The organism is Arthrobacter sp. 1088 (genome assembly GCF_031455315.1).
Taxonomy (GTDB): Bacteria; Actinomycetota; Actinomycetes; order Actinomycetales; family Micrococcaceae; genus Arthrobacter.
This window is the reverse complement of record NZ_JAVDSM010000021.1, coordinates 1-26770: the sequence shown is the minus strand read 5'-3', so window position 1 is coordinate 26770 and position 26770 is coordinate 1. Positions and strand designations below refer to the sequence as shown.

Annotated in this window: 26 protein-coding genes and 1 riboswitch; of the genes, 1 reads left to right on the top strand and 25 read right to left on the bottom strand. The window is 62.8% G+C overall.

Features of this window, described 5'->3' with window-relative positions; genetic code table 11:
• Positions 1-36: 36 nt before the first annotated feature.
• The 10 genes from J2Y41_RS22160 to hisI all read right to left on the bottom strand — a co-directional run bounded on the left by J2Y41_RS22160 (position 37) and on the right by hisI (position 13722).
• Positions 37-1494 carry a glutamate synthase subunit beta gene (locus J2Y41_RS22160; protein ID WP_224089680.1) on the bottom strand — a complete coding sequence of 486 codons (1458 nt, stop codon included), beginning with the start codon at positions 1492-1494 and terminating at the stop codon, positions 37-39.
• Positions 1487-6100, bottom strand: a complete 4614-nt coding sequence (gltB, locus tag J2Y41_RS22155) for a glutamate synthase large subunit (protein ID WP_309931737.1) — start codon at positions 6098-6100, stop codon at positions 1487-1489. The genes J2Y41_RS22160 and gltB overlap by 8 nt, the downstream gene beginning before the upstream one ends.
• Before the next feature lie 260 nt (positions 6101-6360).
• Complete coding sequence (gene lgt / locus J2Y41_RS22150; protein ID WP_309931735.1) at positions 6361-7515, bottom strand: prolipoprotein diacylglyceryl transferase; 1155 nt, start codon at positions 7513-7515, stop codon at positions 6361-6363.
• 23 nt (positions 7516-7538) lie between these two features.
• Positions 7539-8351: a tryptophan synthase subunit alpha gene (gene trpA, locus J2Y41_RS22145; protein WP_216923226.1), complete on the bottom strand. Its 813-nt coding sequence runs from the start codon at positions 8349-8351 to the stop codon at positions 7539-7541.
• On the bottom strand, positions 8351-9727 hold the full coding sequence (trpB, locus tag J2Y41_RS22140) for a tryptophan synthase subunit beta (protein WP_224089676.1): 1377 nt from the start codon (positions 9725-9727) through the stop codon (positions 8351-8353). The genes trpA and trpB overlap by 1 nt, the downstream gene beginning before the upstream one ends.
• Before the next feature lie 113 nt (positions 9728-9840).
• Entirely contained in the window at positions 9841-10659 is an 819-nt protein-coding gene (gene trpC, locus J2Y41_RS22135; protein ID WP_224089674.1) for an indole-3-glycerol phosphate synthase TrpC, read from the bottom strand.
• Positions 10660-10661: 2 nt separating this feature from the next.
• Complete coding sequence (locus tag J2Y41_RS22130) at positions 10662-10934, bottom strand: HGxxPAAW family protein (RefSeq protein WP_216923214.1); 273 nt, start codon at positions 10932-10934, stop codon at positions 10662-10664.
• Positions 10935-11065: 131 nt separating this feature from the next.
• The gene (locus J2Y41_RS22125; protein ID WP_224089672.1) at positions 11066-11668 is read right to left on the bottom strand and encodes a Trp biosynthesis-associated membrane protein; all 603 of its coding nucleotides are present in this window, start codon (positions 11666-11668) and stop codon (positions 11066-11068) included.
• Positions 11665-13248: an anthranilate synthase component I gene (locus tag J2Y41_RS22120; RefSeq protein WP_309931728.1), complete on the bottom strand. Its 1584-nt coding sequence runs from the start codon at positions 13246-13248 to the stop codon at positions 11665-11667. The genes J2Y41_RS22125 and J2Y41_RS22120 overlap by 4 nt, the downstream gene beginning before the upstream one ends.
• Positions 13249-13305: 57 nt before the next feature.
• On the bottom strand, positions 13306-13722 hold the full coding sequence (gene hisI / locus J2Y41_RS22115) for a phosphoribosyl-AMP cyclohydrolase (protein WP_224089670.1): 417 nt from the start codon (positions 13720-13722) through the stop codon (positions 13306-13308).
• 89 nt (positions 13723-13811) lie between these two features.
• Here hisI and J2Y41_RS22110 point away from each other — a divergent pair, with 89 nt between their 5' ends.
• Positions 13812-14456: a TIGR03085 family metal-binding protein gene (locus J2Y41_RS22110; RefSeq protein WP_224090954.1), complete on the top strand. Its 645-nt coding sequence runs from the start codon at positions 13812-13814 to the stop codon at positions 14454-14456.
• Between the two features lie 84 nt (positions 14457-14540).
• On the opposite strand, the gene hisF is transcribed toward J2Y41_RS22110, so the two are convergent.
• From hisF to J2Y41_RS22035, 15 genes are all read right to left on the bottom strand, one after another.
• Complete coding sequence (gene hisF, locus J2Y41_RS22105) at positions 14541-15317, bottom strand: imidazole glycerol phosphate synthase subunit HisF (RefSeq protein WP_309931726.1); 777 nt, start codon at positions 15315-15317, stop codon at positions 14541-14543.
• Positions 15318-15361: 44 nt separating this feature from the next.
• Entirely contained in the window at positions 15362-16222 is an 861-nt protein-coding gene (gene hisG, locus J2Y41_RS22100) for an ATP phosphoribosyltransferase (protein WP_224089667.1), read from the bottom strand.
• An 84-nt stretch (positions 16223-16306) separates the two neighbouring features.
• Positions 16307-16570 (bottom strand): phosphoribosyl-ATP diphosphatase, encoded by a 264-nt coding sequence (locus J2Y41_RS22095; RefSeq protein ID WP_018778638.1) that lies wholly within the window; start codon positions 16568-16570, stop codon positions 16307-16309.
• A 131-nt stretch (positions 16571-16701) separates the two neighbouring features.
• Complete coding sequence (ribH, locus tag J2Y41_RS22090; RefSeq protein ID WP_223948696.1) at positions 16702-17187, bottom strand: 6,7-dimethyl-8-ribityllumazine synthase; 486 nt, start codon at positions 17185-17187, stop codon at positions 16702-16704.
• 18 nt (positions 17188-17205) lie between these two features.
• Complete coding sequence (ribA, locus tag J2Y41_RS22085) at positions 17206-17910, bottom strand: GTP cyclohydrolase II (protein ID WP_309931717.1); 705 nt, start codon at positions 17908-17910, stop codon at positions 17206-17208.
• Positions 17907-18602: a 3,4-dihydroxy-2-butanone-4-phosphate synthase gene (gene ribB / locus J2Y41_RS22080; RefSeq protein ID WP_309931716.1), complete on the bottom strand. Its 696-nt coding sequence runs from the start codon at positions 18600-18602 to the stop codon at positions 17907-17909. The genes ribA and ribB overlap by 4 nt, the downstream gene beginning before the upstream one ends.
• Positions 18599-19282, bottom strand: coding sequence for a riboflavin synthase (locus J2Y41_RS22075; protein ID WP_309931715.1), 684 nt, complete (start codon positions 19280-19282; stop codon positions 18599-18601). Before J2Y41_RS22075 ends, ribB begins: the two co-directional genes overlap by 4 nt.
• Positions 19282-20373 carry a bifunctional diaminohydroxyphosphoribosylaminopyrimidine deaminase/5-amino-6-(5-phosphoribosylamino)uracil reductase RibD gene (gene ribD, locus J2Y41_RS22070; protein WP_309931767.1) on the bottom strand — a complete coding sequence of 364 codons (1092 nt, stop codon included), beginning with the start codon at positions 20371-20373 and terminating at the stop codon, positions 19282-19284. Before ribD ends, J2Y41_RS22075 begins: the two co-directional genes overlap by 1 nt.
• Before the next feature lie 41 nt (positions 20374-20414).
• Complete coding sequence (pnuC, locus tag J2Y41_RS22065) at positions 20415-21107, bottom strand: nicotinamide riboside transporter PnuC (protein WP_309931714.1); 693 nt, start codon at positions 21105-21107, stop codon at positions 20415-20417.
• An 87-nt stretch (positions 21108-21194) separates the two neighbouring features.
• Positions 21195-21349: riboswitch (FMN riboswitch) on the bottom strand.
• A 77-nt stretch (positions 21350-21426) separates the two neighbouring features.
• Entirely contained in the window at positions 21427-22113 is a 687-nt protein-coding gene (gene rpe, locus J2Y41_RS22060) for a ribulose-phosphate 3-epimerase (protein WP_224089664.1), read from the bottom strand.
• A 92-nt stretch (positions 22114-22205) separates the two neighbouring features.
• Positions 22206-23756 carry a transcription antitermination factor NusB gene (locus J2Y41_RS22055; RefSeq protein ID WP_309931713.1) on the bottom strand — a complete coding sequence of 517 codons (1551 nt, stop codon included), beginning with the start codon at positions 23754-23756 and terminating at the stop codon, positions 22206-22208.
• Positions 23753-24673, bottom strand: coding sequence for a methionyl-tRNA formyltransferase (gene fmt, locus J2Y41_RS22050; RefSeq protein WP_309931712.1), 921 nt, complete (start codon positions 24671-24673; stop codon positions 23753-23755). Before fmt ends, J2Y41_RS22055 begins: the two co-directional genes overlap by 4 nt.
• Complete coding sequence (gene def / locus J2Y41_RS22045; RefSeq protein ID WP_224089662.1) at positions 24670-25242, bottom strand: peptide deformylase; 573 nt, start codon at positions 25240-25242, stop codon at positions 24670-24672. The genes fmt and def overlap by 4 nt, the downstream gene beginning before the upstream one ends.
• Positions 25243-25292: 50 nt before the next feature.
• A complete protein-coding gene (locus J2Y41_RS22040) occupies positions 25293-26246 on the bottom strand; it encodes a cytochrome (protein ID WP_309931711.1) in 954 nt (317 codons plus the stop codon).
• Positions 26247-26283: 37 nt separating this feature from the next.
• Positions 26284-26463 (bottom strand): hypothetical protein, encoded by a 180-nt coding sequence (locus J2Y41_RS22035; protein WP_309931710.1) that lies wholly within the window; start codon positions 26461-26463, stop codon positions 26284-26286.
• Positions 26464-26770: the final 307 nt, after the last annotated feature.

Sequence of the window (26770 nt, the reverse complement as noted above, 5' to 3'; positions counted from 1 at the left end):
TGCTGCTGATTGAGTTAAAGATCATTCCTACCGGCGTTATAAGACCGCGATTGCCCGGTCAGTGGGGGCGACCGGGGCCGGAAGGATTGTGCTTCCCATGAGGAACTTGTCCACTGCCGCCGCGCATGCACGGCCTTCGGCAATGGCCCACACAATCAGGGACTGGCCACGTCCGGCGTCACCGGCAACAAACACACCCTCGGTGTTCGTCATGTAGTAGCCGTCGCGGGCTACGTTGCCCCGACCGTCGAATTCTGCACTGACCTGCTCGGTGATACCGGACGGCTCAGCACCGGTGAAGCCGAGGCTCAGGAAGACGAGGTCAGCGGGAATGATTCGCTCGGTCCCCGCCTTCGGGAGGCGCTTGCCATCCACGAACTCCGTCTCGGCAACCTTGACTCCGGTGAGCTTGCCATTCTCGCCAACAAACTCCACGGTGGAGGCCAGGTAGGTACGCTCGCCACCTTCTTCGTGGGCGCTGGCGACCTCGAAGAGTGTGGGGAACGTCGGCCACGGCTGGTGCCCGGCGCGCTCAAGAGGCGGCTGCTTGCCGATCGCGAGCGTCGTAACTGAAGCCGCCTGGTGACGGTGCGCTGTACCGATGCAGTCCGCGCCGGTGTCGCCACCACCAAGGATGACTACATGCTTGCCACGGGCGTCGATGTGATTCTCCGGGCTCTCCCCCGCCACTACCCGGTTGGAAGGAACCAGGTAGTCCATGGCGAAGTGGACACCTTCAAGGTCACGGCCCGGAATGGGCAGGTCGCGCGGAACCGTTGCACCGGTGGCGATCACAACGGCGTCGTAACGGCGGCGCAGCTGTTCCCAGGTCACGTCCGTACCGACTGCGACGCCGGTGCGGAAGCGGGTGCCTTCGGCCTTCATCTGCTCCAGGCGGCGGTCAACCTGTTCCTTCTCCATTTTGAAGTCGGGGATGCCGTAGCGGAGCAAGCCGCCGATCTTGTCGTCACGCTCGTACACGGCAACCGTGTGACCAACTCGCGTCAGCTGCTGGGCAACTGCGAGACCTGCAGGACCGGAACCCACCACGGCAACCGTCTTGCCCGTGAGGCGCGTCGGCGGAAGGGGGTGGACCCAGTCGTTGTCGAAGGCTTCATCAATGATGGAAACCTCAACCTGCTTGATGGTCACGGCGGGCTGGTTGATACCGAGCACGCAGGACGCTTCGCAGGGTGCCGGGCACAGACGGCCGGTGAACTCCGGGAAGTTGTTCGTGGCGTGGAGGCGTTCAATCGCTTCCTCACCCTTGTCCCGCCAGACGAGGTCGTTCCACTCAGGAATGAGGTTGCCCAGCGGGCAGCCCTGGTGGCAGAACGGTACGCCACAGTCCATGCAGCGGCCGGCCTGGCTCTTCAGGACGCCCTTTTCCTGGGCTTCGTACACTTCCTTCCAGTCCATGATGCGGACCGGAACGGGACGGCGTGGCTGCGTTTCGCGCTGCCGGACTTTCAGAAATCCGCGTGGATCAGCCACCGGTTACCTCCAGGATTCGAGACCATACTTCTTCGCCGTCGGGGTCAAGGCCCTCTTCGATGGCGTCGAGACGGGTTTGCAGGACTGCGGCGTAGTCGCGCGGCAGTACTTTGGTGATGCGGGCGGCGGTGTCGTCGAAGTTCTCGAGCAGACGGCCGGCCAGGACGGATTCAGTTTCCTCGGCGTGCTTGGTGAGCAGGCCGTGGACGATGTCGCGGTCCTCGGCATCCAGCTCAAGGAGCTGAAGTTCGCCGGAGTCCAGCGCATCCTTGTTGACGCGCTCATGCTGCAGGTCCAGCACGTAAGCGGTACCACCGGACATGCCTGCACCGAAGTTGCGTCCGGTACGGCCAATGATCAGTGTTTGGCCACCGGTCATGTACTCGCATCCGTGATCGCCAATACCTTCGACGACGGCGGTTGCACCGGAGTTACGCACCAGGAAGCGTTCACCGACCTGGCCACGCAGGAACATCTCGCCGCTCGTTGCGCCGTAGCCGATGACGTTGCCGGCAATGACGTTTCGCTCTGCCTGGAACACGTTGGTGCGGTCCGGGCGGACGATGATGCGTCCACCGGAGAGGCCCTTGCCCACGTAGTCGTTGGAGTCACCGTACATGCGCAGCGTGATGCCGGCAGGCAGGAAGGCGCCAAGTGACTGGCCGGCCGTGCCGTTGAGCGTGATGTCGATCGTGTCCGTCGCCAGCACGTCGGTACCGAACGTCTTGGTCACCACATGGCCGAGCATCGTGCCCACGGAACGGTCCGTGTTGATGACGTCCAGGGTGATCTTGACGGGCATGCGGTCGCTGAGCGCTTCGGCGGCCATGGTGATGAGCCGCTGGTCGAAGTGCTTGTCCAGCTCGTGGTTCTGGGTTGTCATGTTGCGCAGCGGCACGTCGTCGTCAAACTCAAGACCGTGCAGGATCGGGTCCAGGTCCAGGCCTTCGGCCTTCCAGTGGTCGATCGCTTCGCGGGTGTCCAGTACCTCGGCGTGGCCGATCGCCTCTTCGAGGCTGCGGAAGCCAAGCTCGGCCAGGATTTCGCGGACTTCTTCTGCGAGGAACTCGAAGAAGTTGACCACGAATTCGGGCTTGCCGTTGAACCGCGCACGCAGTTCCGGGTTCTGGGTAGCAACACCAACGGGGCAGGTGTCCAAGTGGCAGACGCGCATCATGATGCAGCCCGAGACAACCAGCGGAGCCGTTGCGAAACCGAACTCTTCGCCACCCAGGAGGGCGGCAATGACCACGTCACGGCCGGTCTTGAGCTGGCCGTCAACCTGGACAACAACGCGGTCGCGGAGTCCGTTGAGCATGAGGGTCTGCTGGGTCTCGGCCAGGCCGAGTTCCCACGGCACACCCGCGTGCTTGAGCGAGTTCAGCGGCGAGGCGCCGGTACCGCCGTCGTGCCCTGAAACAAGCACGACGTCGGCCTTGGCCTTGGTCACGCCGGAGGCAACCGTGCCGATCCCGACTTCCGAAACCAGCTTCACATGTACACGGGCCGAAGGGTTGGCGCGCTTGGCATCGTAGATGAGCTGCGCGAGGTCTTCGATCGAGTAGATGTCGTGGTGCGGGGGCGGGGAAATGAGCCCGACGCCGGGCGTCGAGTGGCGCGTCCGGGCCACCCACGGGTAGACCTTCTGGGCCATCAACTGGCCACCCTCGCCGGGCTTGGCGCCCTGGGCCATCTTGATTTGGATGTCGTCGGCGTTGGTCAGGTACAGGCTGGTGACACCGAAGCGCCCGGAAGCGATCTGCTTGATGGCAGAGCGGCGCTCCGGATCCAGCAGGCGGTCAACGTCCTCGCCACCTTCACCGGTATTGGACTTGGCGCCCAATCGGTTCATGGCGATGGCGAGGGTCTCGTGGGCTTCCTTGGAGATGGAGCCGTAGCTCATGGCGCCGGTCGAGAAACGCTTGACGATGCTGGAGACGGGCTCCACTTCCTCCAGCGGCACGGCCGGACGGACGTCGCTCTTGAACTTGAGCAACCCACGCAGGGTCATAAGGTTCTCGGACTGATCGTCAACGCCCTTGGTGTAGGCCTTGAAGATGTCGTAGCGACGCTCACGGGTAGCGTGCTGCAGGCGGAACACAGTCTCCGGGTTGAAGAGGTGCGGTTCACCGTCACGGCGCCACTGGTACTCGCCGCCACCCAGGAGCGGACGGTGCGGGTGCTCGATGCCGCCCTCGGGGTACGCCATCTGGTGCCGTGCCGAAACTTCCGCAGCAATAACGTCAAGGCCCACGCCACCCAGTTGGGAGTGCGTACCCGAGAAGAATTCGTCAACGAGTTCCTGCGAAAGGCCCAGTGCCTCGAAAGTCTGGGCGCCGGTGTACGAAGCAACAGTGGAGATGCCCATCTTGGACATGATCTTCAGGACACCCTTGCCGAGGCCCTTGATGAGGTTGTAAACGCCGTCTTCCGGAGTCACGCCCTCGACGTCGCCGTTGGAGATCAGCTGTTCAACCGATTCCATGGCGAGGTAGGGGTTGACTGCCGATGCGCCATAGCCAATGAGCACGGCAACATGGTGCGTCTCACGGACGTCGCCGGCCTCAACCACGAGTGCCGTCTTGGTGCGGTTGGCACTGCGGAGCAAGTGGTGGTGGACAGCGCTGACCAGCAGGAGCGACGGAATGGGTGCCCATTGCGCGTTCGAGTCACGGTCGGACAACACAACGTACTGCACGCCACGGTTGATCGCGCCGGAAACCTGCTCACAGATCTCCGTCAGGCGGGCACGCAGTGCCGCTTCCCCACCCTCCGGGCGGTAAAGGCCGCGTACCTTCATGGCGATGCGGTCGCCGTCGGCGTTTTCGATGTTCGAGATCTTGGCCAGTTGATCGTTGTTGATCACGGGGAACGGCAGGGAGATCTGCGGTTGGCGGACCTGCTTGCCATCCAAGAGGTTGCCGTTGGGGCCGATGGCGCATTTAAGTGACGTCACCAGCTCTTCGCGGATGGCGTCCAGCGGCGGGTTGGTGACCTGGGCGAAGGACTGCACGAAGTAGTCAAACAGCAGGCGCGGACGCTTGGACAGCACGGCAACCGGAGTATCGGAACCCATGGCGCCCAAGGGCTCGGCGCCTGTACGGGCCATCGGGCCGAGCAGAATCTTCAGTTCTTCGGTGGTGTAGCCGAAGGTCCGCTGCCGGATGTTCACCGATGCAGCGGTGTGGCGTACGTGCTCACGCTCGGGGAGCTCGTTGATGTCGATCAGGTTGTCCTTGAGCCATTCGGCCCACGGGTTGGCTGCTGCTACCTCGGCCTTGACCTCGGCGTCGTCGATGATGCGGCCGGCTTCGGTGTCAACCAGGAACATCTTGCCCGGGGCAACGCGACCCTTCTTGACCACGTTGGAAGGCTCGACCTCGATGACGCCCACTTCCGAGGCAAAGACGATCAGGCCGTCTTCAGTGATCCAGTAGCGTCCCGGGCGCAGGCCATTGCGGTCCAGCGTTGCGCCAACGAGGTTGCCGTCAGTGAAGGAGACAGCGGCGGGACCATCCCACGGCTCCATGAGCAGCGAGTGGTACTCGTAGAAGGCGCGGCGTGCAGGATCCATGGTGGCGTGGTTCTCCCACGCCTCCGGGATCATCATCATGATCGAGTGCGTGATCGGCCGGCCGGAGAGCCAAAGGAGCTCGGCTACTTCATCGAAGGAGGCAGAGTCCGAGGCACCCGGGGTGCAGATCGGGTACAGCTCTTCAGGGGTGTCGCCAAGCAGCGGGCTGGCCAGCTGCGACTGGCGTGCACGCATCCAGTTGCGGTTGCCCTTGACCGTGTTGATTTCGCCGTTGTGGGCGATGGTGCGGAACGGCTGTGCCAGCGGCCACGACGGGAAGGTGTTCGTGGAAAAGCGTGAGTGGACGATGGCAAGCTTGGTCTTGAAGCGCTTGTCCGACAGGTCCGGGTAGAACGGCTCCAACTGGGCCGTCGTCAACATGCCCTTGTACACAATGGTGCGCGAGGACAGCGACGGGAAGTAGACGCCGTACTTGTTCTGGGCGCGCTTGCGGATCCGCCAGGCACGGGAGTCAAGTTCGTTGCGCTCAAGCTGCTCGCCGGTAGCGGATGCAAAGAAGGGCTGCGAAAAGTACGGCATACATGCACGCGCCATGGCACCCACCAGGTCTGCGACCACGGGAACCTCGCGCCAGCCAAGGACCGTGAGGCCCTCGTCCGCCGCCAGCGCTTCGATACCGGCCTTGGCCGTAGCTGCTTCGCGCGATTCAGCAGGAAGGAAGGCCGTGCCCACCACGTACTGGCCCGGAGCGGGCAATTCGAATTCGGTGACGGCCCGGAAGAACTCGTCCGGAACCTGCATCAGCAGGCCCGCGCCGTCGCCCGTACCTTCATCGGCGCCCACGGCGCCGCGGTGTTCGAGATTGCGGAGGGCAGTCAGAGCCGCTTCCACGATGTCGTATCCCGGTTCCCCGCGGAGCGTGGCAATAATTGCCAGGCCGCAGGCGTCCTTCTCCTTGTCCGGGTTGTAAAGACCCCGGGCCTCCGGAAGCGCAGCAAAGCGCTTGAATGGAGACATGGCACCCTGCGGTTCGATATTTTCGGACCAACCGGGGTTATGAAGATGGGTCATGGGAGACGTCCTTCCTCGTGATCGTGCGTATGGAAGGGACAACGTTGGCCCCACCTTGCATGCCCTTGTGATGGGCACAACAAAGCGCTAGTTATTGGAATTGTAGGCCAGCCAATCAAGCGCAACTAACAGTTACGCAGACCACTGGCCCCGGCTTGACCAGTGAACATCGGTATGCTGCGATCCGGTTTCCGGGGTGCCACGACGCTGTGGACTGGGCCCTACGAGCGGTGACTCTGTTGCCCCTTTGCCGGAAACGACTACTTGGTGTCGTCAGCTTCCAGCGAGGATCCGGGGGCCTTCCTTGCGGCAGTCGCAGCAGATTCGGACTCCGCCTTGGACGTGCCGTCCTTAAGGGAATCCCCTGCTGCATCCTGCGGCTCGTCAACGTGGCCCGGATCGCTTTGGTTATCTGGGAGATTACCACGGGAACCACTATCCGAGACAGATGGGTCCACATCATGACTGGTGACGCTCGTCACGGATGCCTCATCTTTGGCAGGTGTGGATTCCGGGTCGCGACCCGGCAAATAAGGGGTGTCCGGCTCTGGCCGGCCTCCCCTGCCGAGAACAACGAAGATAACCAGCGCCGCAACGAAGACGAAGATACTCGTCCATACATTCAGCCTGGTGGTGATTCCGAAGAGGCTGATTTGCTCGGCATCGTCAATCCGGAGGGCTTCGATCCACACCCGGCCAAGTGTGTAATACATCGCGTACAGCCAGAACAGGCGTCCCCGGCGGAAGTGGAACTTCCGGTCCAGAAGAAGAAGTATGGCGACGCCCAGGACGTTCCACAGGAATTCATAGAGGAACGTCGGGTGGAAGAGCGTGTCCGCAGGCATGCCCGCTGGGAAGTTGGCGTTGGCGGGGTCAATCTGGAGTCCCCACGGCAATGTGGTGGGGGCGCCGAAGAGTTCCTGGTTGAACCAGTTGCCCCAACGTCCGATCGCTTGGGCAAGCAGCAACCCGGGGGCTGCGGCATCCAGGAACGCGGTGAGCTTGACGCCCGCCCGACGGCAACCGATCCAGGCACCCACGGCACCAAGCAGCACGGCACCCCAAATACCGAGGCCGCCCCGCTGTATCTGCGGAATCAGGGAGAGGTCACCTGTGCCGTCGAACCCAGGACCAAAGTAGGCATCCGGCGACGAAAACACGTGGTACAGGCGTCCACCGATGATGCCGAAGGGAATCGCCCAAATAGCGATATCCCACAGGCTGCCCTCCGGGGCTCCCCGTCGCTTCCATCGGGAAGACGTCAGCCAGAGGCCGATGATGATTCCCGCCAGGATGCAGAGGGCGTAGGCGTGGATACGCAGCGTCCCCCACGGCAGCGGAATGTCGAAACCGGACCACGATGGGCTCGGGATGCTTAGTGGAACCATTGCCGCTGCGTGGAGGAGGGGCTGCATTGGGCTTCGCTGTTTCCTTTTTCCTAGGCGTCTGCAGCTGCGCGGCCCAAGCCGGCGCTGAGGTTCTTGGTGAGTTGGCCGACGGCGTCAACGCCGCCGTCGCGGAGGGCCGCCACGAGAGCGGTGCCGACGATCACGCCGTCCGCGTACTCAGCTATCTCGCGGACATGGTCCGGGTTGGAAACACCGAGGCCAACGCAAACCCGTTCTGCACCTGCAGCGTGGGCACGCGCCACGACGTCTTCGGCTGTGCTGCTGACAGACTGGCGCGTACCGGTCACGCCCATGATGGAGACGGCATACACGAAGCCGCGGCTGGCCTTGACAGTCATGTCCAAGCGTTCAGGCGTGGATGACGGGGCAACCAGGAAGACCCTGTCCAGTCCGTACTTGTCCGAAGCCTCGAACCACTCACTGGCCTCATCCGGAATAAGGTCCGGAGTAATAAGGCCGGCTCCGCCGGATTCAGCCAGGCGGCGGGAGAACTCATCCACGCCCATGCGCATGACCGGGTTCCAGTAGGTCATGACCAACACGGCGGCGTCAGTAGCGGCTGTGATCCCTGCAACGACGTCGAAGACATTGGCCACGCGGAAACCGTTGTTGATCGCTTCCGTGGTAGCAGCCTGGATTACAGGCCCATCCATTACGGGATCGGAGTAGGGAATGCCGATCTCAATGAGGTCCGCACCGTTCCGTGCCAGGGCAATCCCGGCATCGATGCTGTCCTGGACCGTGGGGTAGCCTGCCGGAAGGTATCCGACAAGGGCCGCCCGGCCCTCGGCCTTGGCGCGGTCGATGGCGGCAGCGGATTTGCTGGCGAATTGTTCAGTCATCAGTTCTGGTCCTCGTTTACGTCCACGGCTGCTTCGGAGGTGCGCTCTGCAGGACCCTTGGGCTTGCGGGTAGAAAGCGTGGTGCCCTTGACGTGGCCTTCCTCGTCCAGCATGTTGAACCACGCCGCTGCTGTTTCAACGTCCTTATCCCCGCGTCCGGACAGGTTCACGATCACGGAGATCTCGGACGGGTCCTCTTTACCCTCGGTGAGGCGCTTGCCCACTTTAATGGCACCGGCAAGCGCGTGCGCAGACTCGATAGCCGGGATGATGCCCTCCGTCCGGCACAGGAGGCTGAAGGCGTCCATGGCTTCGGTGTCTGTGATGGCCTCGTACGTCACGCGTCCGATGTCCGCCAGGTACGAGTGCTCGGGTCCCACGCTGGGGTAGTCAAGTCCGGCAGAGATCGAGTGGGATTCGATGGTCTGGCCGTCTTCGTCCTGCATCAGGTACGAACGTGCACCATGGAGCACACCGGGACGTCCCAGGGAGATTGCTGCGGCGTGACGCCCCGTCTCAACGCCATCGCCACCGGCTTCAAAGCCGTAGATCTTCACGGAAGCGTCGTCAAGGAAGCTGTGGAACAGGCCGATGGCGTTGGATCCACCACCAATGCAGGCACAGATGGCGTCGGGCAGCCTGCCGGTCTGATCCAGGATCTGGGCGCGGGCTTCCTCGCCAATCACTTCGTGGAAGAAGCGGACCATGGCAGGGAACGGGTGGGCTCCGGCAGCGGTACCCAACAGGTAGTGGGTGGTCTCCACGTTGGAAACCCAATCCCGCAGGGCGTCGTTGATGGCGTCCTTGAGGGTCTGCGAACCGTTGGTCACGGGAACCACGGTGGCGCCGAGCAGTTGCATGCGGGCAACGTTCAAAGCCTGGCGGCGGCAGTCCTCGGCACCCATGTAGACAACGCACTCCAAGCCAAGGAGGGCGGCTGCCGTGGCACTGGCAACGCCGTGCTGGCCTGCGCCGGTTTCAGCAATGACCCGGGTCTTGCCCATGCGCTTGGCCAGGAGGGCTTGTCCCAGGACGTTGTTGATCTTGTGGGAACCCGTGTGGTTGAGGTCTTCACGCTTGAGGAAAATCCTGGCTCCACCGGCGTGCCGCGAGAAGCGCTTGGCCTCTGTCAGCAGCGAGGGGCGCCCGGAGTAGTTCTTGTTGAGGTCCTTCAACTCCGCGAGGAAATCGGGATCGGCTTTCGCTTTCTCGAACGTGTCCTGGACTTCGTCGAGTGCGGCGATAAGTGACTCGGGCATCCAACGGCCACCGTAGTTGCCGAAGTACGGCCCGCTTGCGTTGCGCAGCGAATGGCCACCTTGCAGGAATGCGTCGGCCGCATTCTCTTCCGAGCTGGCTGTTGGCGCGTCCACCATCAGTCTCACCGTCCTGTTCCAGTTAGTTCATCGGGTAGTTCCACGTGCCACAAGGCAGCCGCAGGCACAAGCCCGGGCTGCCTCATGGCTGTCGCCTTGCTTCAGGTACTGCCTCAGTTCCTGACGGCGATGGCGGCAGCTCCAGCTGCCTTGAATTCGGTGATGCGTTCGCGCGGGGTTGAGTCGCTGACCAGCGCCTCCCCCACCAAAATGGCGTTGGCGCCACTAGCGGCATAGTGTGTGACGTCCTCGGCCGTCCGTACGCCGGACTCCGCCACAATCACTGCCTCAGCCGGAATCAAACCGGCCAGTGAACCGAAAACTGAGCGGTCGACGCCGAGCGTCTTCAGGTTGCGGACGTTGATACCGATGATTTTGGCCTGCGCAGCGACGGCACGCTCAATTTCCTCTTCGGTATGCGTTTCCACCAGCACGTTCATGCCAAGCTCATGGCTGAGGGCGTTGAAGTCGGCCAGCTCCGAATCAGACAAGGCCGCAACGATCAGCAGAATGAGGTCCGCACCATGGGCGCGGGCTTCCCAGATCTGGTACTCGTCCACCGTGAAGTCCTTGCGCAGCAAGGGAATATCGACGGCGGCACGTACGGCATCGAGATCCGCCAGCGATCCACCAAAACGTCGCTTTTCGGTAAGGACGCTGATGACCGAAGCTCCGCCATCTTCGTACTGCACCGCAAGCGAGGCGGGGTCATCAATGGGTGCAAGGTCGCCTTTGGACGGGCTTCGACGCTTGATTTCAGCGATGACCTTGAGATCGTCACGATTCGAGGCGGGACCACCCAGGGCAGCCCAAGCGTCACGCGCGGGTGCTGCGGCTGCAACGCGGTCCTTCAGCTCAACGAGGGACACAAGCCGGCGGCGGGCCTCCATGTCCTCCTTGACGCCGACGATGATGTCGTCAAGAACGGTCACGATTAGTGACCGTTGTTCTGCAGCTTGCTGCCACCCACTCCGTAGCCGGCCTTGCGCATGGCCCAACCTACGATGAGGCCGGCCACCATGACCACAACTCCACCGATGAAGATCGGGGTGCTGGCGATGACGAAAGCAATGGAGGAAATCAGGGCGCCGACCAGCATCACAATCACGCAGGTCCAGGCAGCCGGGCTGTTACCGTGGCCGATGGCATCAGCGTGGCTGGCCATGGTGGAGGTAGCTTGGTTTGCGGACACTGTGGTTTTGCTCATGTGGAATCTCCTCAGGATGAATACTGCTTACATTCTGCCATTTATTGACGGCGGCCGGGACATCGTCCGACGTCAGGACCAGCGCCGGCGCTTATGTTGCGCCAGACCGGCCCGAAAGATTGCTGGACCGCCTACGTTGGGTCTTCGCCGCGGGAAAGACTGTCCCAGCTGTCGATCTCGTCCACGGGTCCGCTACCGCGTTCCTTGACGGCAGCGACGTCGTACTTGGTCCGGGTTTTCCAATGCCGTCCTGCCAGCGGCAAGACCACTGCACAGACGGCAAGCAGGGCACCGGCCACGATAGCCAGGACGGGGAAGACCGTTGTGGCCACGTTCGCCTGACCTCCCGAAATGCCCGTTGCCGCAGCGATGGAGCCCTGGGCAGCGCCGAGAGGATCCGACAGGACCGTAGCGGCTGCCAGGATTATCCCGGCAGCGGACAGGGCAAGGAGGGCCGCGATGATCCAGCGGGCGATCCGCCCCGCGATGGAAGCCGCCAACCCACCGGCAAGCGCTACGAGCGCCAGAGCGGTAACGGCCGTGGCTGCCTTGCTGCCCTGAACGTGAAGGTCGCTGTTGGAGGCAGCTGTGGGATCAAGCCGGACCTCGATCCAGGTCTGCGTGGTGGTTCCAAAGACAGCTAGTGCCAGGAGTGCCGTTGCAAGAACAAGCGTTGACTTCCGTGCCCAACGCGGCGGTGTGGTCGCCGCGTGTCCCGTTGCTTCAGCGGTCATGAGGCGGGCGTCCCGCCGTCGACGATTCCTGCGTCCCGGACTGTCTCGGCGGAAATGTTCTGCAAAGAACCGGCCGTGTGCACGGCCCGAAGCGGCGCAGCGGCCTTGTTCACGGTTTCAAGGGCTTCCGATGGCTTGTGGGAATCGGCAACGATCCCGCCGCCGGCTTGCACGTAGGCACGGCCTTCCCGCAGCAACGCAGAACGGATGGCAATCGCCATGTCCATGTCACCGGCGAAGTCCAGGTAGCCCACCACGCCACCGTAGATACCACGGCGGTGCGGTTCGAGTTCGTCCAGGAGGCGCAACGCCCGCGGCTTCGGGGCTCCGGATAGCGTGCCCGCGGGGAAAGTTGCCTTGAGGACGTCGTAGGCCTTGGCGTGGGGAGCCAACTCTCCCACCACGGTGGACACCAGGTGCATGATATGGCTGAACCGCTCCACCTCCATGAACTGGGTGACGTCAACCGTGCCGGCCACGCACACCTTGGAGAGGTCGTTGCGTGAAAGGTCAACCAGCATAAGGTGCTCGGCGCGCTCCTTCTGGTCGGCCAGCAGTTCCGTGGCCAGGGCTTTGTCGGCTTCAACAGTCTTGCCACGCGGACGCGATCCGGCGATGGGGTGCGTAATGACTTCGCCGCCGGTTACCGTCACCAATGCCTCCGGTGAGGAACCTACGATCGAGTACTCGCGGCCGTCAGCATCCTCGAGGCTGAAGATGTACATGTAGGGGCTCGGGTTGGTGTTGCGCAGTACGCGGTAAACGTCCAGGGGGTCGGCCTTGCACTCCATTTCGAAGCGACGCGAAATGACGACCTGGAAGACCTCGCCATCGACGATCGCTTCCTTGCCGCGATCGATGGCTTCCAGGTACTTGGCCTCGTCCCAGCGTTCCTGCACGCTCGACGCAAAATCCAGTGCGGCTGGCTCCAGCACAGAAACCGGCTGGGCGACAGGTGTACTGACCTGGTCCAGTAGCGCTTTAACCCGCGCCACGGCGTCGTGCCATGCGTCGTCCACACGCTCGGAACTGTTGTCGAAGTTGATCGCGTTGGCGATCAGGAGGACAGTGCCATCCACGTTGTCGTGCACTGCCATGTCTGTGACCAGGTTCAGGGCCATCTCAGGCAGCTGCAGGTCGTCTTCCGGCGGTGCCGTCAGCTTCTCCCAATGGCGCACGGCTTCCCACCCCAGGAACCCAACGAGCCCTGACGTAAAGGGCGGCAGCCCTTCAAAACGATCAGTTTGCAGGGCGGCGATGGTGTCACGGACTGCCTCCACCGGATTGCCTGCCACGGGCACGCCGACCGGTGGCTCACCGATCCAGTGTGCCTGGCCATCCTTGGTGGTCAGGGTGGCGCGGGACTTGGCACCAATGAAGGAATAGCGGGACCAGGCCCCGCCAACGGCTGCCGACTCCAGGAGGAAAGTACCGGGCTGGCCCTTGGCGAGCTTACGGTACAGGCCGATGGGGGTCTCGGCGTCGGCCAGGACTTTGAGTCGGACAGGGATGACACGGCTGTGGACGGCGAGTTCGCGGAACTCTTCCAGGCCCGGGCTGATGATTCCAAGGTCCTGCATGGCTATTGTTCTCCGCCTTTGGTCTTAGGTGGTGCGTCAGGGAAACTAGGGGATGCCTTAATCGCGGTGGCCCGTTACAACCGAAAAGTCGCGCCCGTCGAAGCAGGTCCGGGTACCGGTGTGGCAGGCTGCGCCGATCTGGTCAACGCGGACCAGGAGGGCATCGCCGTCGCAGTCAAGGGCGACTGACTTCACGAACTGTACGTGCCCGGAAGTGTCGCCCTTGCGCCAGTATTCCTGGCGGGAGCGCGAGTAGAAGGTCACGCGTCCCGTGGTCATGGTGCGGCGAAGTGCCTCGTCATCCATCCAGCCCAGCATGAGGACCTCATGGGTATCGTGCTGCTGGATGATGGCGGCTACAAGGCCTGCGGAATCGCGCTTAAGGGCGCTGGCGATCTCCTGCGGCAGGGTGTCCGCGGGGTCGCTGGAGAGCTCCACGGCAGGAGTTGGACTGGGGGCGGACTGCTCTGACATCAGATCAAGTCTAGTGCCTTTGATGGGAGCCGTATTCTGCGGCGGTTCCACTGCGCAACCTTGCCCTGATCGTGCTAGTTTCACAAGTGATGCATTTCGTCGATCCTTCCCGAGAAGTACTGGCCGAAACCCTGCTGGCGGCCGGACCTGACTCCCCCACGCTCTGCCAAGGGTGGCTCACCCGGGATCTTGCGGCGCACCTCTACCTGCGGGAGCGCAAAGCGGCCGTGGGCATTGGGCTCCTGATCCCCAGCCTCGGCAAGGCTTCGGACAAAGCGACGGCCAAACTTGCCGCCAAGCTCAAGACCACCGACGACTACGCGGAACTCGTCAAGACGTTCCGTGCAGGACCGCCGGCCCTTTCCCCTTTGAAGATCAAGGCGCTGGACGAAACGTCGAATCTCATCGAATATTTCGTCCACACCGAGGACATCCGCCGCGCAAGTGACCGCTGGGCGCCCAGGGCCCTCGACGAAGCGTACTCGGATGCCTTGTGGGATGAACTGATCAAGCGGGCGGCTTTCCTTTACCGCGGTGTGGACCTCGGCATCGTTCTGGTGCGGCCCTCGGGCCCCCGGCACGTTGCCAAACGCGCACCGGTGTCGGTTGCGATTGTTGGTGAACCCGGGGAACTGCTGATGCATGCCCACGGCCGCACCAGCCAGGCCCTCGTCACCTTTGAAGGCCAGCCGGACGCCGTCGCGCTTCTACAAACCGCAGATATCGGCCTTTAAGACAAGCAACGCGGGGTCACTTAGGGCCCATCATCCTTGCGGAGATGGGCCGGAAGTGACCCCGCGTTGCTTTTGGCGATAGAGCTACCTGACTTCGAAGCCAGCCTCGCGAATTGCTGCTTTGACTTGGGCGATCATGTCATCCGGACCGAAGTGGAACACCGAAGCTGCCAGCACCGCATCGGCTCCGGCTTGCACGGCTGGAGGGAAATGCGCAGGCTTCCCGGCACCACCGGAGGCGATGATCGGTATGTTGACTGCCCCACGGACAAGACGGATCAGTTCAAGGTCAAATCCGTCCTTGGTGCCGTCAGCGTCGATCGAGTTCAGCAGGATTTCTCCCACGCCCCGGTCCGCGGCTTCCTTGGCCCAGACGATGGCGTCGATCCCCGTCCCGGTTCGGCCACCGTGGGTGGTGACTTCAAAACCGGACGACGTCGGGGCGTCGCCTTCGCGGGTCCGGCGCGCATCCACGGAGAGCACCAGGACCTGGGAGCCGAAGTGGCGCGTGATCTCATCGATGACCTCAGGCCGGGCCACAGCGGCGGTGTTGATCGATGCCTTGTCAGCGCCGAAGCGCAGGAGCTTATCCACCTCAGCCACGCCACGCACGCCGCCACCGACGGTCAGCGGAATGAAGACTTCCTCGGCCGTGCGGCGAACGACATCGAACGTGGTTTCGCGGTTGCCCGATGATGCGGTGACATCCAGGAACGTCAGTTCATCCGCACCGCCATTGTCATAACGGTGCGCCAGTTCCACCGGATCTCCGGCGTCCCGCAAGCCCTCGAAGTTGACGCCTTTGACCACGCGGCCGGCATCGACGTCCAGGCAGGGAATGACGCGTACGGCTACAGCCATGTGCTTACTCCTAGAATACTGCTCTGCTCGATGGTGATGCTGGATCAGATACGGCAGGCGTGGATGCTGCTGACCAGGATGGCGCGGGCGCCCAGATCGTACAGCTCGTCCATGATGCGGTTGGTTTCCTTCTTGGGGACCATCGAACGCACCGCCACCCATTCCGAATCCCGCAACGGGGAAACGGTGGGTGATTCAAGGCCAGGGGTGAGTGCGGCAGCATCCTCCACCAGATCCTTGCGGATGTCGTAGTCCATCAACACGTACTGCCGCGCCACAAGGACGCCCTGCAGACGGCGGATGAGGACGTCGATTTCCTTGGCGGTGCCATTCGCGGCACCACCGGGACCTGTGCGCCTGATGAGCACGGCCTCGGACTTAAGAATGGGATCACCGAAGATTTCCATTCCGGCTGCCTTGAGGGTGTTGCCCGTCTCGACCACATCGGCAATGGCGTCCGCGACGCCGAGCCGCACCGATGACTCGACGGCCCCGTCCAGTCGGACCACCTTGGCGTTCACGCCACGATCCGCCAGATAGTCGCGCAGGAGCCCGTCGTAACTGGTAGCGAGGCGCTTGCCTTCGAGCTGCTCGACGCCGGTGAAGTCACCTACGGGGCCGGCGAAACGGAAAGTAGAAGGGGCAAAGCCCAAGGGAAGGAGTTCTTCGGCTTCCACCTTTGCGTCCAGCAAGAGGTCGCGTCCGGTGATTCCGACGTCCAGGGTTCCCTGGCCCACATACACCGCAATGTCGCGGGGACGCAGGAAGAAGAACTCAATGTCATTGTCGGGATCAACCATGACCAGTTCGCGGGTGTCGCGGCGTTGGCGGTAACCGGCCTCGGACAACATCGCAGAGGCGGCTTCTGACAGGGATCCCTTGTTGGGGACTGCTACACGGAGCATGGGGAGACTTTCTGTTTGGAATGGAGGTTTTCAGGCACTTCGGCCACGCAGCTGGCTCCGCCTATTGAAGACGGAGTGGCGTGGCTAGAGATGCTTGTAAACGTCTTCCAGGCTGAGGCCCTTGGCGAGCATGAGGACCTGCAGGTGGTACAGCAACTGGGAGATTTCCTCGGCAGCAGCTTCATCGGATTCGTACTCGGCGGCCATCCACACTTCGGCGGCCTCTTCGACCACTTTCTTACCGATGCCGTGGATTCCGGAGTCCAGTTCGGCAACCGTGCGCGAGCCTGCCGGGCGGGTCGCTGCTTTCTCACTCAGTTCTGCGAACAGCGTCTCGAAATTCTTCACGCCCTACAGACTACTTGCTTAGGGGCTGGCACCGCTTGTTGGGGCGTTGCATGACGAAGGGGATGTGAGTGAAGACACACGCACATCCCCTTCAACGCCTGCTGACCAGTGTCAGCTGGACTGCTTCCGCGTCAGCTGTACTGCTTCAGCGTCACTGCCGTGGCAAGGGCCGCGGTCACTGCCTCGTGCCCCTTGTCTTCATTGGAGCCCGGGAGGCCCGCCCGGTCCAAGCCCTGCTGTTCCGTATCGCAGGTCAGTACGCCGAACCCGACCGGAACGCCGGTGCGGACGCTGACATCGGTGAGTCCCGACGTCGCGGCCTGGCATACGTACTCGAAGTGCGGCGTACCGCCGCGGATAACAACACCGAGGGCCACGACGGCGTCGAAGTGCGGTGCGAGCCGGGCCGCGGCAACCGGGAGTTCGAAGCTGCCGGGGACGCGCAGCAGGGTGGGCTCGGCGATGCCGGCTTCCTTCGCCGCGCGGAGGGCACCATCAACCAGTCCATCCATGATCTGGGTATGCCAGCTGGCTGCCACAATGGCGAGCTTGAGCTGCGAGGTTTCCTCGGGCTTGAGGGTGGTGAGGTCGATAGTGGGGGCGCCGTGTCCGCTCATTGTTTGATGGAATTCCGTTCAGTCTTGTTCGTTGTCAAAGGGGCTTCGGGACGGGGTCTTTCCGTTGCCGACGGGCTCGGTTTCGAGCGTCAGACGGTGATCCATCCGGTCTTTCTTGGTCTGCAAATAGCGAACGTTCTGTTCACGCGAAGGGACCTCGGTGGGAACCATTTCCACCACCGAGACGCCAGCCTGGGCCAGGCGGTTTTGCTTGTCCGGATTGTTGCTGAGCAAGCGGACTTCATGCAGGCCCATCTCGGCCAGGATCTGACCCGCGGCACTGTAAGAGCGCGCGTCTACGGGCAATCCCAGCTGTTCGTTGGCTTCGACGGTATCGAAACCGGCTTCCTGCAGAGCGTAGGCCTTGATCTTGTTGGCCAGGCCAATGCCTCGCCCTTCCTGGCCCCGCAAGTACAGCAGCGTCCCACCTTCAGCGTGGATGAGCTCCAGGGCAAACGCCAATTGCTCGCCGCAATCGCAACGATAAGATCCGAAGACGTCACCGGTGAGGCATTCGGAATGCAGGCGCACCAGTGGCGCCTGGCCATCCTTGGGCGCGTTGGGGGAACTCACGGCAAGGTGTTCCACACCCGTAACGTGGTCCGTCCAGGCCCGGGCTACAAAGTCACCAAAGGCGGTGGGCAGCTGGACAATCGGGCCGCCGCTCACCGGGTGGGGCGTGGGCTCGGTGTCGTCGCTGCTGCGCGTTGTCGGTGCGGTCATCGCTTCTCCTCGTCTGCCACTGAAACGTGTGCCGTCTGGGACTCTACCGCGTCAACGTATGCCACCAGATCCTCAATTGAGATGAGGGGGCATCCGTGTTCGGCGGCGAAATCGCGCAAGCTGTCAAGGCGCATCATTTCACCATCGTCATGTACCAACTCAGCGATCACGCCCACCGGAGCAAGCCCGGCAAGCCGACACAGGTCCACGGCTGCTTCCGTGTGTCCCGGACGTTCACGCACTCCCCCCTTAACCGCCCGCAGCGGGAAAATATGCCCGGGGCGTGTAATCGCCGCCGGAGTGCTCTGCGGGTCGGCGAGGATCCGGGCCGTCAATGCGCGGTCCGTGGCCGAAATACCAGTGCTCACTCCGATCGCCGCATCGCAGGAAACGGTGTAGGCGGTGCCTTTGGCGTCCTCATTGACTGCCACCATGGGCGGAAGCGCCAGGGCGTCCGCCCGTTCCGCTTCAAGCGGAACGCAAATGACGCCCGATGAATACCGGATGGTCCACCCCATGAGGGCGGGCGTGGCATGTTCGGCAGCGAAAATGATGTCGCCTTCGTTCTCGCGGTCTTCGTTGTCCACCACGATGACTGCCTGGCCGGCAGCCATCGCCGCGATTGCAGATTCCACGGGATCCAGGCCTGTACGACCCGACGCCGTCGAGACCGTCTTGGTCGGGGTGCTCATCGCGCAGCCTCCTGATCTTCGGCAGACTCGCTGGCTGTTTCCGCGCTGGCGCGATGCGCCGGGGAGCCCTGTGGAGCAAAGGACAGGAGCCGCTCGGTGTATTTAGCGAGCACATCCACCTCCAGGTTTACCCGTGCGCCAACCGGCTTGGCCCCCAGACCTGTCTCCTCCAAGGTCGTAGGAATGAGCCCTACCTCGAACCACGGAGCCGCTTCAGCAGCGGCGCTCACTGCCGTTACGGTCAGTGAAACACCGTCGACGGCGATCGAACCTTTCTCGGCAATGTACCGTGCCAGCGGCCCAGGGACGCCAAACCGCAAACGATCCCAGTTGCCCAGCGGCTCCCGTTCCAGCAGCTCACCCACGCCGTCAACATGTCCTTGGACCACATGGCCGTCCAGACGCCCGCCAGCAGGGACGCAGCGCTCGAGGTTCACGGTGTCGCCCGCGGCCAACTCGCCGATGGTGGTGCGGACCAGGGTCTCCCCCATGACGTCGACGCTGAAATCCTGCCCGTCAATCCGGGTTGCGGTGAGGCAGACTCCGTTGACTGCGATGGAACCTCCCAGGGCCAGGCCCTCGGTGCTGGTCGGGGCTTTCAGCCGCAACGTCGCGCTGGCATCGCCGTCGCGGTCAATACCCAGGACGGTGCCCTGTTCGGCAACGATTCCGGTAAACATCAGTGTCCTCCTGTGACGTATTCCGCAGCTTCACTGCGCGGAATGGAATTCTTGGTTGTGCTGGCCGCTGCTGTAGCGACCGCTGATCTCATTGACCGCAGATGCAGCCGGAGGTCGTTGCCGAGGGTCTGTACCGCCCCGCCACCGGCATCGTCCCAGGCCCAGTGTTGGGCATCGGCCAGCGTGGTGATGCCGAGGTCGTTCAGCGCAGGCGTTCCAGATCCTAAAAGGGTTGGAGCAAGATAGACGATCAGTTCGTCCACCAATCCAGCAGCAAGGAACGTACTGAGGATGCTGGAACCGCCTTCCACCATGAGGTGCCTGACACCTTGATGGAACAGTTGGCTGAGCGCTTCCGCCGGATCCCTGGTCTGCAGGTGCACGAAACGGCCATCGGTTCCGCGTACTGCAGCGTCTTCGGGAACGTCCCGCAAACCCATGACGGCGCGGAGTGGCTGGCGCTGCGCGAGGCTGCCGTCGGATGCCCTGGCCGTCAGACGTGGATTGTCGATAAGTACCGTGCCAGTGCCCACCAGGATCGCATCGATGAGGCCCCGCAATCCGTGGTTGTCCGCGAGGGACTCAGGACTGGAGATCCATTGGCTGGTACCGTCCACAGCGGCGATGCGGCTGTCCAGCGTCTGGGCGATGTGCAAGGTGACGAACGGACGTTGGGTTGCGACGGCGTCGAACCATTCCCGATTGAGGTCAAAGGCCTCGTCGGCACCGAGGCCGGATTCGACGTCGACACCCGCGGCTTGCAGCGTGCGGGCACCGCCCGCGGCGGGATCGTGGGGATCATCGACGGCGTAAATCACCTTGGAGATCCCGGCCTCAATGATCGCCTGTGCGCAGGGACCAGTGCGGCCCACGTGGTTGCAGGGCTCCAGGGTGACCACCATGGTGGTTCCTGCAAGATCCACGCCCTGACGGCGTGCCTCAAGAATGGCATCTGCCTCGGCGTGGGCTGTGCCGGCTCCCCGATGGTAGCCAACGGCGAGCTGTTCTCCTCCGGGGCTGAGCACAACGGCGCCCACCAACGGGTTTGCTCCACGCGGCCCGCCCAAGGCAGCTGCAAGGGCCACATCCATAGCCGCAGTTTCGGCGGTATTGAAGAGTTTAGGGTTCAGAGTCACGGAGCGACTCCTACAACAGCAGGAGCTGTGGCGGTCGTGGCACGTTCGCGCTTCTCTGCCCGCCACCACACGAAGAATCCGGTCAACGTAAAGAATCCATAGAAGAGATACATCACGGCACTGGCGTAGTATCCGGCGCTGAAGAGCAACGGGACGCCGACTATGTCAACGGCCACCCAGATGAGCCAGAACTCGGTCCACCCCCGGGCCATACCATATGTGGCCAGCAGGGAACCCATGAAGGTCCAGGCATCAGCCCACACGGGCGGGTAGGAGCCCAGCGCGTCGAAGAGGGGTGTCAGGGCGGCCGTTCCGGCCACCATTGCCCCAAGGAGGGCGATGCGGACTTTGTTACTGGCCCAGCCTGGGACGATTGCGCGTCCCTGGTTGCTGGCCTGCCGCCCTTGCTGCCAGCGGTACCAACCGTAGACGGCCACCGCTATGAACATGATCTGCCGTGCAGCCTGTCCCCATAGGGTTGCCGGGGTGGCTGCGCCGAAAACGTTGCCGAGGAAGACCGTCAGCAGGAGGATATTTCCCAGAATGCCTACAGGCCACGCCCAGACTTTGCGGCGCATTCCGCCGAGGGCGCTGGCGAGCCCAAAGATGTTGCCAAGCACTTCGCGTAAAACAAGCGCAGATCCTCCAACGGGAATCTGTGCTTCGAAGAGCCATCGCAGAAAGTCCATGCCGTTCCTTCCCAGTAAGCCGCGATGGCTCCGGGGGTGTACGACAGCGCACTGCGCGGCGTCCCTAAGGACGCACACAGCATGACTGTACGTGCTTCTCCCATCCAGACTTTAACTGTCGGTACCGGAATTCCACCGGTTCAACCGTTTGCCAGCGGGATTCCAATGACTTGGATCCCAAGGCGCGCGGGTCGCGGACTATAACCGCCGGTTCGGACTTACACCGACCCCGGAGCACGTATGTGTGTTGCTATTCTGCCACAACTGCGGAGATGCCTGAGCTATTCCCCGCAATCTTCGTAACATCTGATGACGGTCGTCACGGTTTCGCCGAGCCGCCCGCCATTGCGGCCTTGGACCCGGCCGCTCGGAGCCGATCGATTGCCGCGGCAGGGTCTTCATCCCCGTACACAGCTGAGCCTGCCACGAAGACGTTCGCCCCTGCTTCAGCTGCGCGAAGGATGGTTTCCTCGGTGATCCCGCCATCCACCTGAATGGCCACGCCGATTCCGGATCCGTCAATGGCTGCGCGGGCGCGGCGGATCTTGGGCAAGGTGATATCCAGGAAGGACTGGCCACCAAAGCCCGGTTCAACCGTCATGATCAGGAGCATGTCCAGTTCGCTGAGCATGTCCAAATACGGCTCAACCGGAGTGGCGGGCCGCAATGCCATACCCGCTTTTGAACCACGGGCCCGCAGTTCACGGGCAAGCTTGACAGGCGCCATGGCAGCCTCGACATGGAACGTCACCGACGCGAGGCCCGCGTCCGCATAGGCAGGTGCCCACCTGTCAGCATCTGAAATCATCAGGTGTGCGTCCAAGGGAACCGGGCTGACGGCTTGGATCCGCTGTACCACCGGCAGGCCAAGCGTCAGGTTGGGAACGAAGTGGTTGTCCATGACATCCACGTGCACGGCATCGGCGTTGCCGATCCGCTGCAGCTCCGCCTCAAGGTTAACGAAGTCTGCGGACAGGATGCTCGGGTTGATACAGCACTGAGACAAGGCAGCCCCTTTGGGTCAGGTGTTTTATCGATTTGTGTTCAAGCGGGGGTGGCGGAGCCAGGACTTTTGCGGAGCCAGGGCTTTTTGCGGAGCTAGGACTTTTTGCGGATGAGCGCCATGAACATGGCATCCGTGTGGTGAACGTGCGGCCAAAGCTGGGCCGTAAGCTCGTGCCCGGCCCCAAGGCTTCCGGTGAGGCTTACAGCGTCCAGTGCCTTGCCGGCGTCGAGCAGCTCAAGGTCATCACGCTTTCCGAGGACATCACCCACGACGGCTGTGGTTTCCGCCGGGTGGGGTGAACACGTCACATAGGCCACAACGCCTCCTGGCTTGACGGCGTCGATAGCCGAAACCAGGAGTTCACGCTGCAGCGGACCAAGGTCCGCGATGTCCTTGGGTGCACGGCGCCACCGTGATTCGGGACGCCTGCGCAAGGCACCAAGACCACTGCAGGGAACGTCCACCAATACCCGGTCAAAGGAGTCGGGCTGTTCGTCGCCGACCTCACGTCCATCACCGGTCCGCACCGTCCAGGATTCCGCAGGTACCGCAGACAGCGCCTGCTGGACCAGCTTGGCGCGGTGCGGTGCAGGCTCGTTGGCGAGCAAGGTGGCGCCATCACGGTGAGCCAGGGCGGCAAGCAATGCAGCTTTGCCTCCCGGCCCTGCGCACAAGTCCAGCCAGCGCTCTCCTTCGCTGGCAGGGGCTCCCAGATCGACGCTTGCAACTGCGCGGGCTACGAGTTGTGAGCCGACATCCTGAACGCGGGTAGTTCCCCTCCGGACCGACTCGAGCCGGCCAAGATCACCTCCGGCCGACAGCGCGGAGTCCTCTACCAACTCTCCGGCCGCAGCCCCGTTTTCGAATGCTTCCTCAAGGTTCCCCAGCCCTGGCAGAGCAACCAGATTAACCACGGGCGCCGCGTTGTCTGCCTCCAGCAGGGCTTCAATTTCGGTTTTGGATCTTCCATGGTTCACCAACGACTGGCGAAGTGCGCGGACGATCCATTCCGGGTGTGCGTGACGCAGTGCAGCAATCCTGGTCTCGTCAGTCTCCTGCTCCAGCAGGACGTCCATCCACTCGGCCATGGTGTGGGCGGTGACTTTCCGCAGGACGGCGTTGATGAGCGCAGACGGCCCGGCGCCGATGACCGCGCGGGCAAGGCCCACGGTTTGGTCCAGCGCAGCATGGGCAGGAACGCGCATGGAAAGCAGCTGATGTGCGCCGATGCGCAAGGCATCAAGGATCGCTGGGTCGAGTTGTTCGAGGGGCCGGTCCACGCAGCGGGCCAGGATGGCATCGTAGGTGCCCTGTCCCCGCAATGCACCGTAGCTCAGCTCGGTTGCAAAACCAGCGTCGCGGCGGTCCAGCCGATGTTCCCGGATTCTGGCAGGCAGGACAAGATTGGCATACGCGTCTTCCGACGCAACGGCGCGGAGGACTTCGTAAGCTACCAAACGCGCAGGATCAGCACGACGCGTGCGCTGCGACGGGGCGTTATTGGAGTAACCCCGCTGGGGCCCCCTGTTTCGTTCCCTGCCCTGGGCATTGCGCTTGCTGTCGCTACGGCCTCCACGATTGGCGTGTCCGCCACCGTCCCGGCTCCCGCTGTTGTTGGGGCCTCGCCGGCCGGACTCGCTCATTGGAATACCACTTTCTCAGGTGCAGCCAAGCCGCGGGCCCAGTCGGCCGGCGACATCATCTTTTTGCCGGCGGGTTGAATCCGCCCCAATTCCACTGCATGGGAACCAGTGCCTACCAGCACTGACTTTCCATCGACCCGGACGGCTCCGGGAGCAATGTCCTTGACGTCGGGCCGGAGCCCCACGGGTTCAAGCTTGATCCTTTGACCCTCCAATGTTGTCCACGCGCCGGGCTCAGGCGTAACGCCACGTGCCCTTCGAGTCAGGGCAAGGGCCGGCTGTTGCCAGTCCAACCGTCCGTCCTCGAGCGAGAGTTTGGGGGCCAGGGAAACCTCGCCGGTCTGCGGCTGCGGCGCCGCCTGACCGGCGTCGATGGCGGACAGCGTCTGGCTGAGGAGGACGGCGCCACTCACGGAAAGGCGCTGAAGAAGATCACCAGCAGTGTCAGCCGGGCGCACGGTTTCGGTTAACGTCCCAAACACCGGGCCGGTATCCAGCCCTTCTTCCAACTGGAAGGTAGCCGCCCCAGTGACGTCGTCACCGGCGATGATGGAGCGCTGCACGGGAGCAGCACCACGCCATGCGGGCAGGAGCGAGAAGTGGAGATTGACCCAGCCGTGTCGGGGAACGCCCAAGGCAGCGCGAGGCACGATTCCCCCATAAGCCACGATGGCGGCTACGTCTGGAGCAATTTCAGCAATTCGTGCCGTAGTGTCAGCGTCCACCTTGGCAGCGCGAATGACCTCGATGCCAAGTTCCTCGGCCCGGGCGGCAACCGGTGACGGCGTCAGAACCCGCTTGCGTCCCAACGGTGCATCCGGGCGGGTCAGGACAGCAACGACGTCAAAGCCAGCCTTGACCAAGGCATCCAAGGATGGGACGGCGACTGCCGGAGTACCTGCAAAGAGGACCCTCACTCGGGAGCCCCGAAACTGCCGCCACCAAAGCTGGAACCAACAGAGCTTGCCCGCTTGGATGTGGTTTGCTCCGTCACAGCGTGGTAGTTGGCGTTTCGGATGGCACGCAGCGCGGCTTTTCGGTCTTCGCCCTCCAGCCTGTCCGTGTAAAGGACGCCATCCAGGTGATCGGTCTCGTGCTGGAAGCAACGTGCCAACATACCTTCGGCCTCAACCTCTACGGGATTGCCATTGAGATCCACACCCGTGACACGCGTTGCGCGGTGACGGCGCACGGGAAAACCAAGGCCGGGTATGGAGAGGCAGCCCTCAACTTCATCCGGTTGGAAATCTTCGCTGTTTTCCAGGACCGGGTTGATGATGTGTCCCTCTACACCGCCAATGCGATAGGTGAAGACCCGCTTACTAACGCCCACCTGGGGTGCGGCGAGGCCTGCGCCTTCCACGTCCTCCATGGTTTCCATCATGTCTGCTACCAGCTTGGCGAGCTCCGGACCGAATTCAGTAACGGGATCGGCTACGGTGCGCAACACCGGATCCCCAATGATTCGGATACTCAAAATTGCCATCTGCTGTCAGTCCTCACGATCGTCACACTCTGGTCCGGCTGTTGCGGAGCCTAAGCCAGTTTAGTTGAGTGCAAGCTGCTGCCGCTGTCCCTGGTCCCAGCGCCTGCAGGCACCAGCGAGGCGGACTCCGACGACGGCGACGCGGGCTCCAACGAGGGCGAGACGAACGACGGCGGCGGGACGGGCATGAGTGCCTGCCCAGCCGCAGTTACATCGGCAGACATCTCCCACACCCGTCTCAGGGCACAGAACTTCCACCAATGGTGCTTAAGGACATCCGGGTTGGCTCGTTGAGGCCTTACTTCCGTTTCTCCGATAGCCACGGCCAGCAGCATTGGATTCGCACCAAACTTCCACGGCTCCCACTCCCCCGCTACCGGGTCAACGAGGCTCTCTTCCGCCTTCATTCCCGCTACCAGTTGCATGACGACTTTGTCGTCGAGTGCTTTGACAGTGCCATCGCGGGTGGTGCCCTTGGTCTTGTAATCGATCAGGCAGATGCGCCCGTTAATCCTCGCAACGAGGTCCAGCGTGCCGGCATAGCCAACAGTCTTGTTCCAGACAGTGATTTCCGGAGCCAGCGGCTCCACCCTGTACAGCTCCCACCATTCGTCAAAGCGGGCTGCAAAGGCCTGCTCACCGTGGGAGGCAAGCTCATCACGGCACTCCTGCATCCGATGCGGACGACCCAGCGCGCGCAAGGCCACCTGCTCACAGTAATTGTGGACGCGATCGCCTCTTGCCGCAGCTTGGTCCCTGTAGACCTCAGCTGCCTTGGAAGCTTTGTTGACCGCCTGCCGGATCCTCGCCGGGCTGCCAAGCAAGGCTGGAAGTTCGGGATCTGCGGCCAAGCTGCTTGCCCCCATATAACTGAACCAACCGTCCAGGGAGTGCGCCTGCTGCCCTATCACCGTGGTGATGGAGGGGACAGAGAATTGCTCCGTTGTGGAGCGGGCGTACATTCGTCCGTAGTCGGTTGCGTGGGCAAGAAGTGGAACAGTCATACAAAGACTCTGACACAGAGCACCGACAGAATTCCCCTCAGCTGCCAGGCGCGCCCGCTCTTGCTGGGCGAATTCCGCCTTCGACGGGCCGTTTCCCAAAGATCATGGCCGCCTGTTCAGCCGGCAGGCGGGCGAGCTTTGCCGCAAGGATGGGCGACGTCGTGGCCAAGTCCTTCAGGAGTGCCTCGGAGTCTTCAGGTTCCGTTGTTCCATTCATGTTGATGCTGTGCACTGGCCGGCATTTTTGTGACGCCGGAATGCTCCGTATGTGGCTCGGTATCGCAGCAGTTGACCATCAACAGGGCTGCGGCGGTTTTGAGGTGCGGCAGTTATGGAGACTGCAGAAGGGAATGCAAGTGGGGAAGAGCGCGTGGTTGGCGTTCTTCCCCACTTGGGGTTGCTGCGGGGGCCGCGGTAGCGGCGCCCTGTAGTGGGTGTTAGTTGTTGTTGGTGCGGCGGTTGCGGACGAGCATCAGGGCTGCGCCGGCGACGAGGAGGGCTCCTGCTGCGTAGAGGATGCCGGT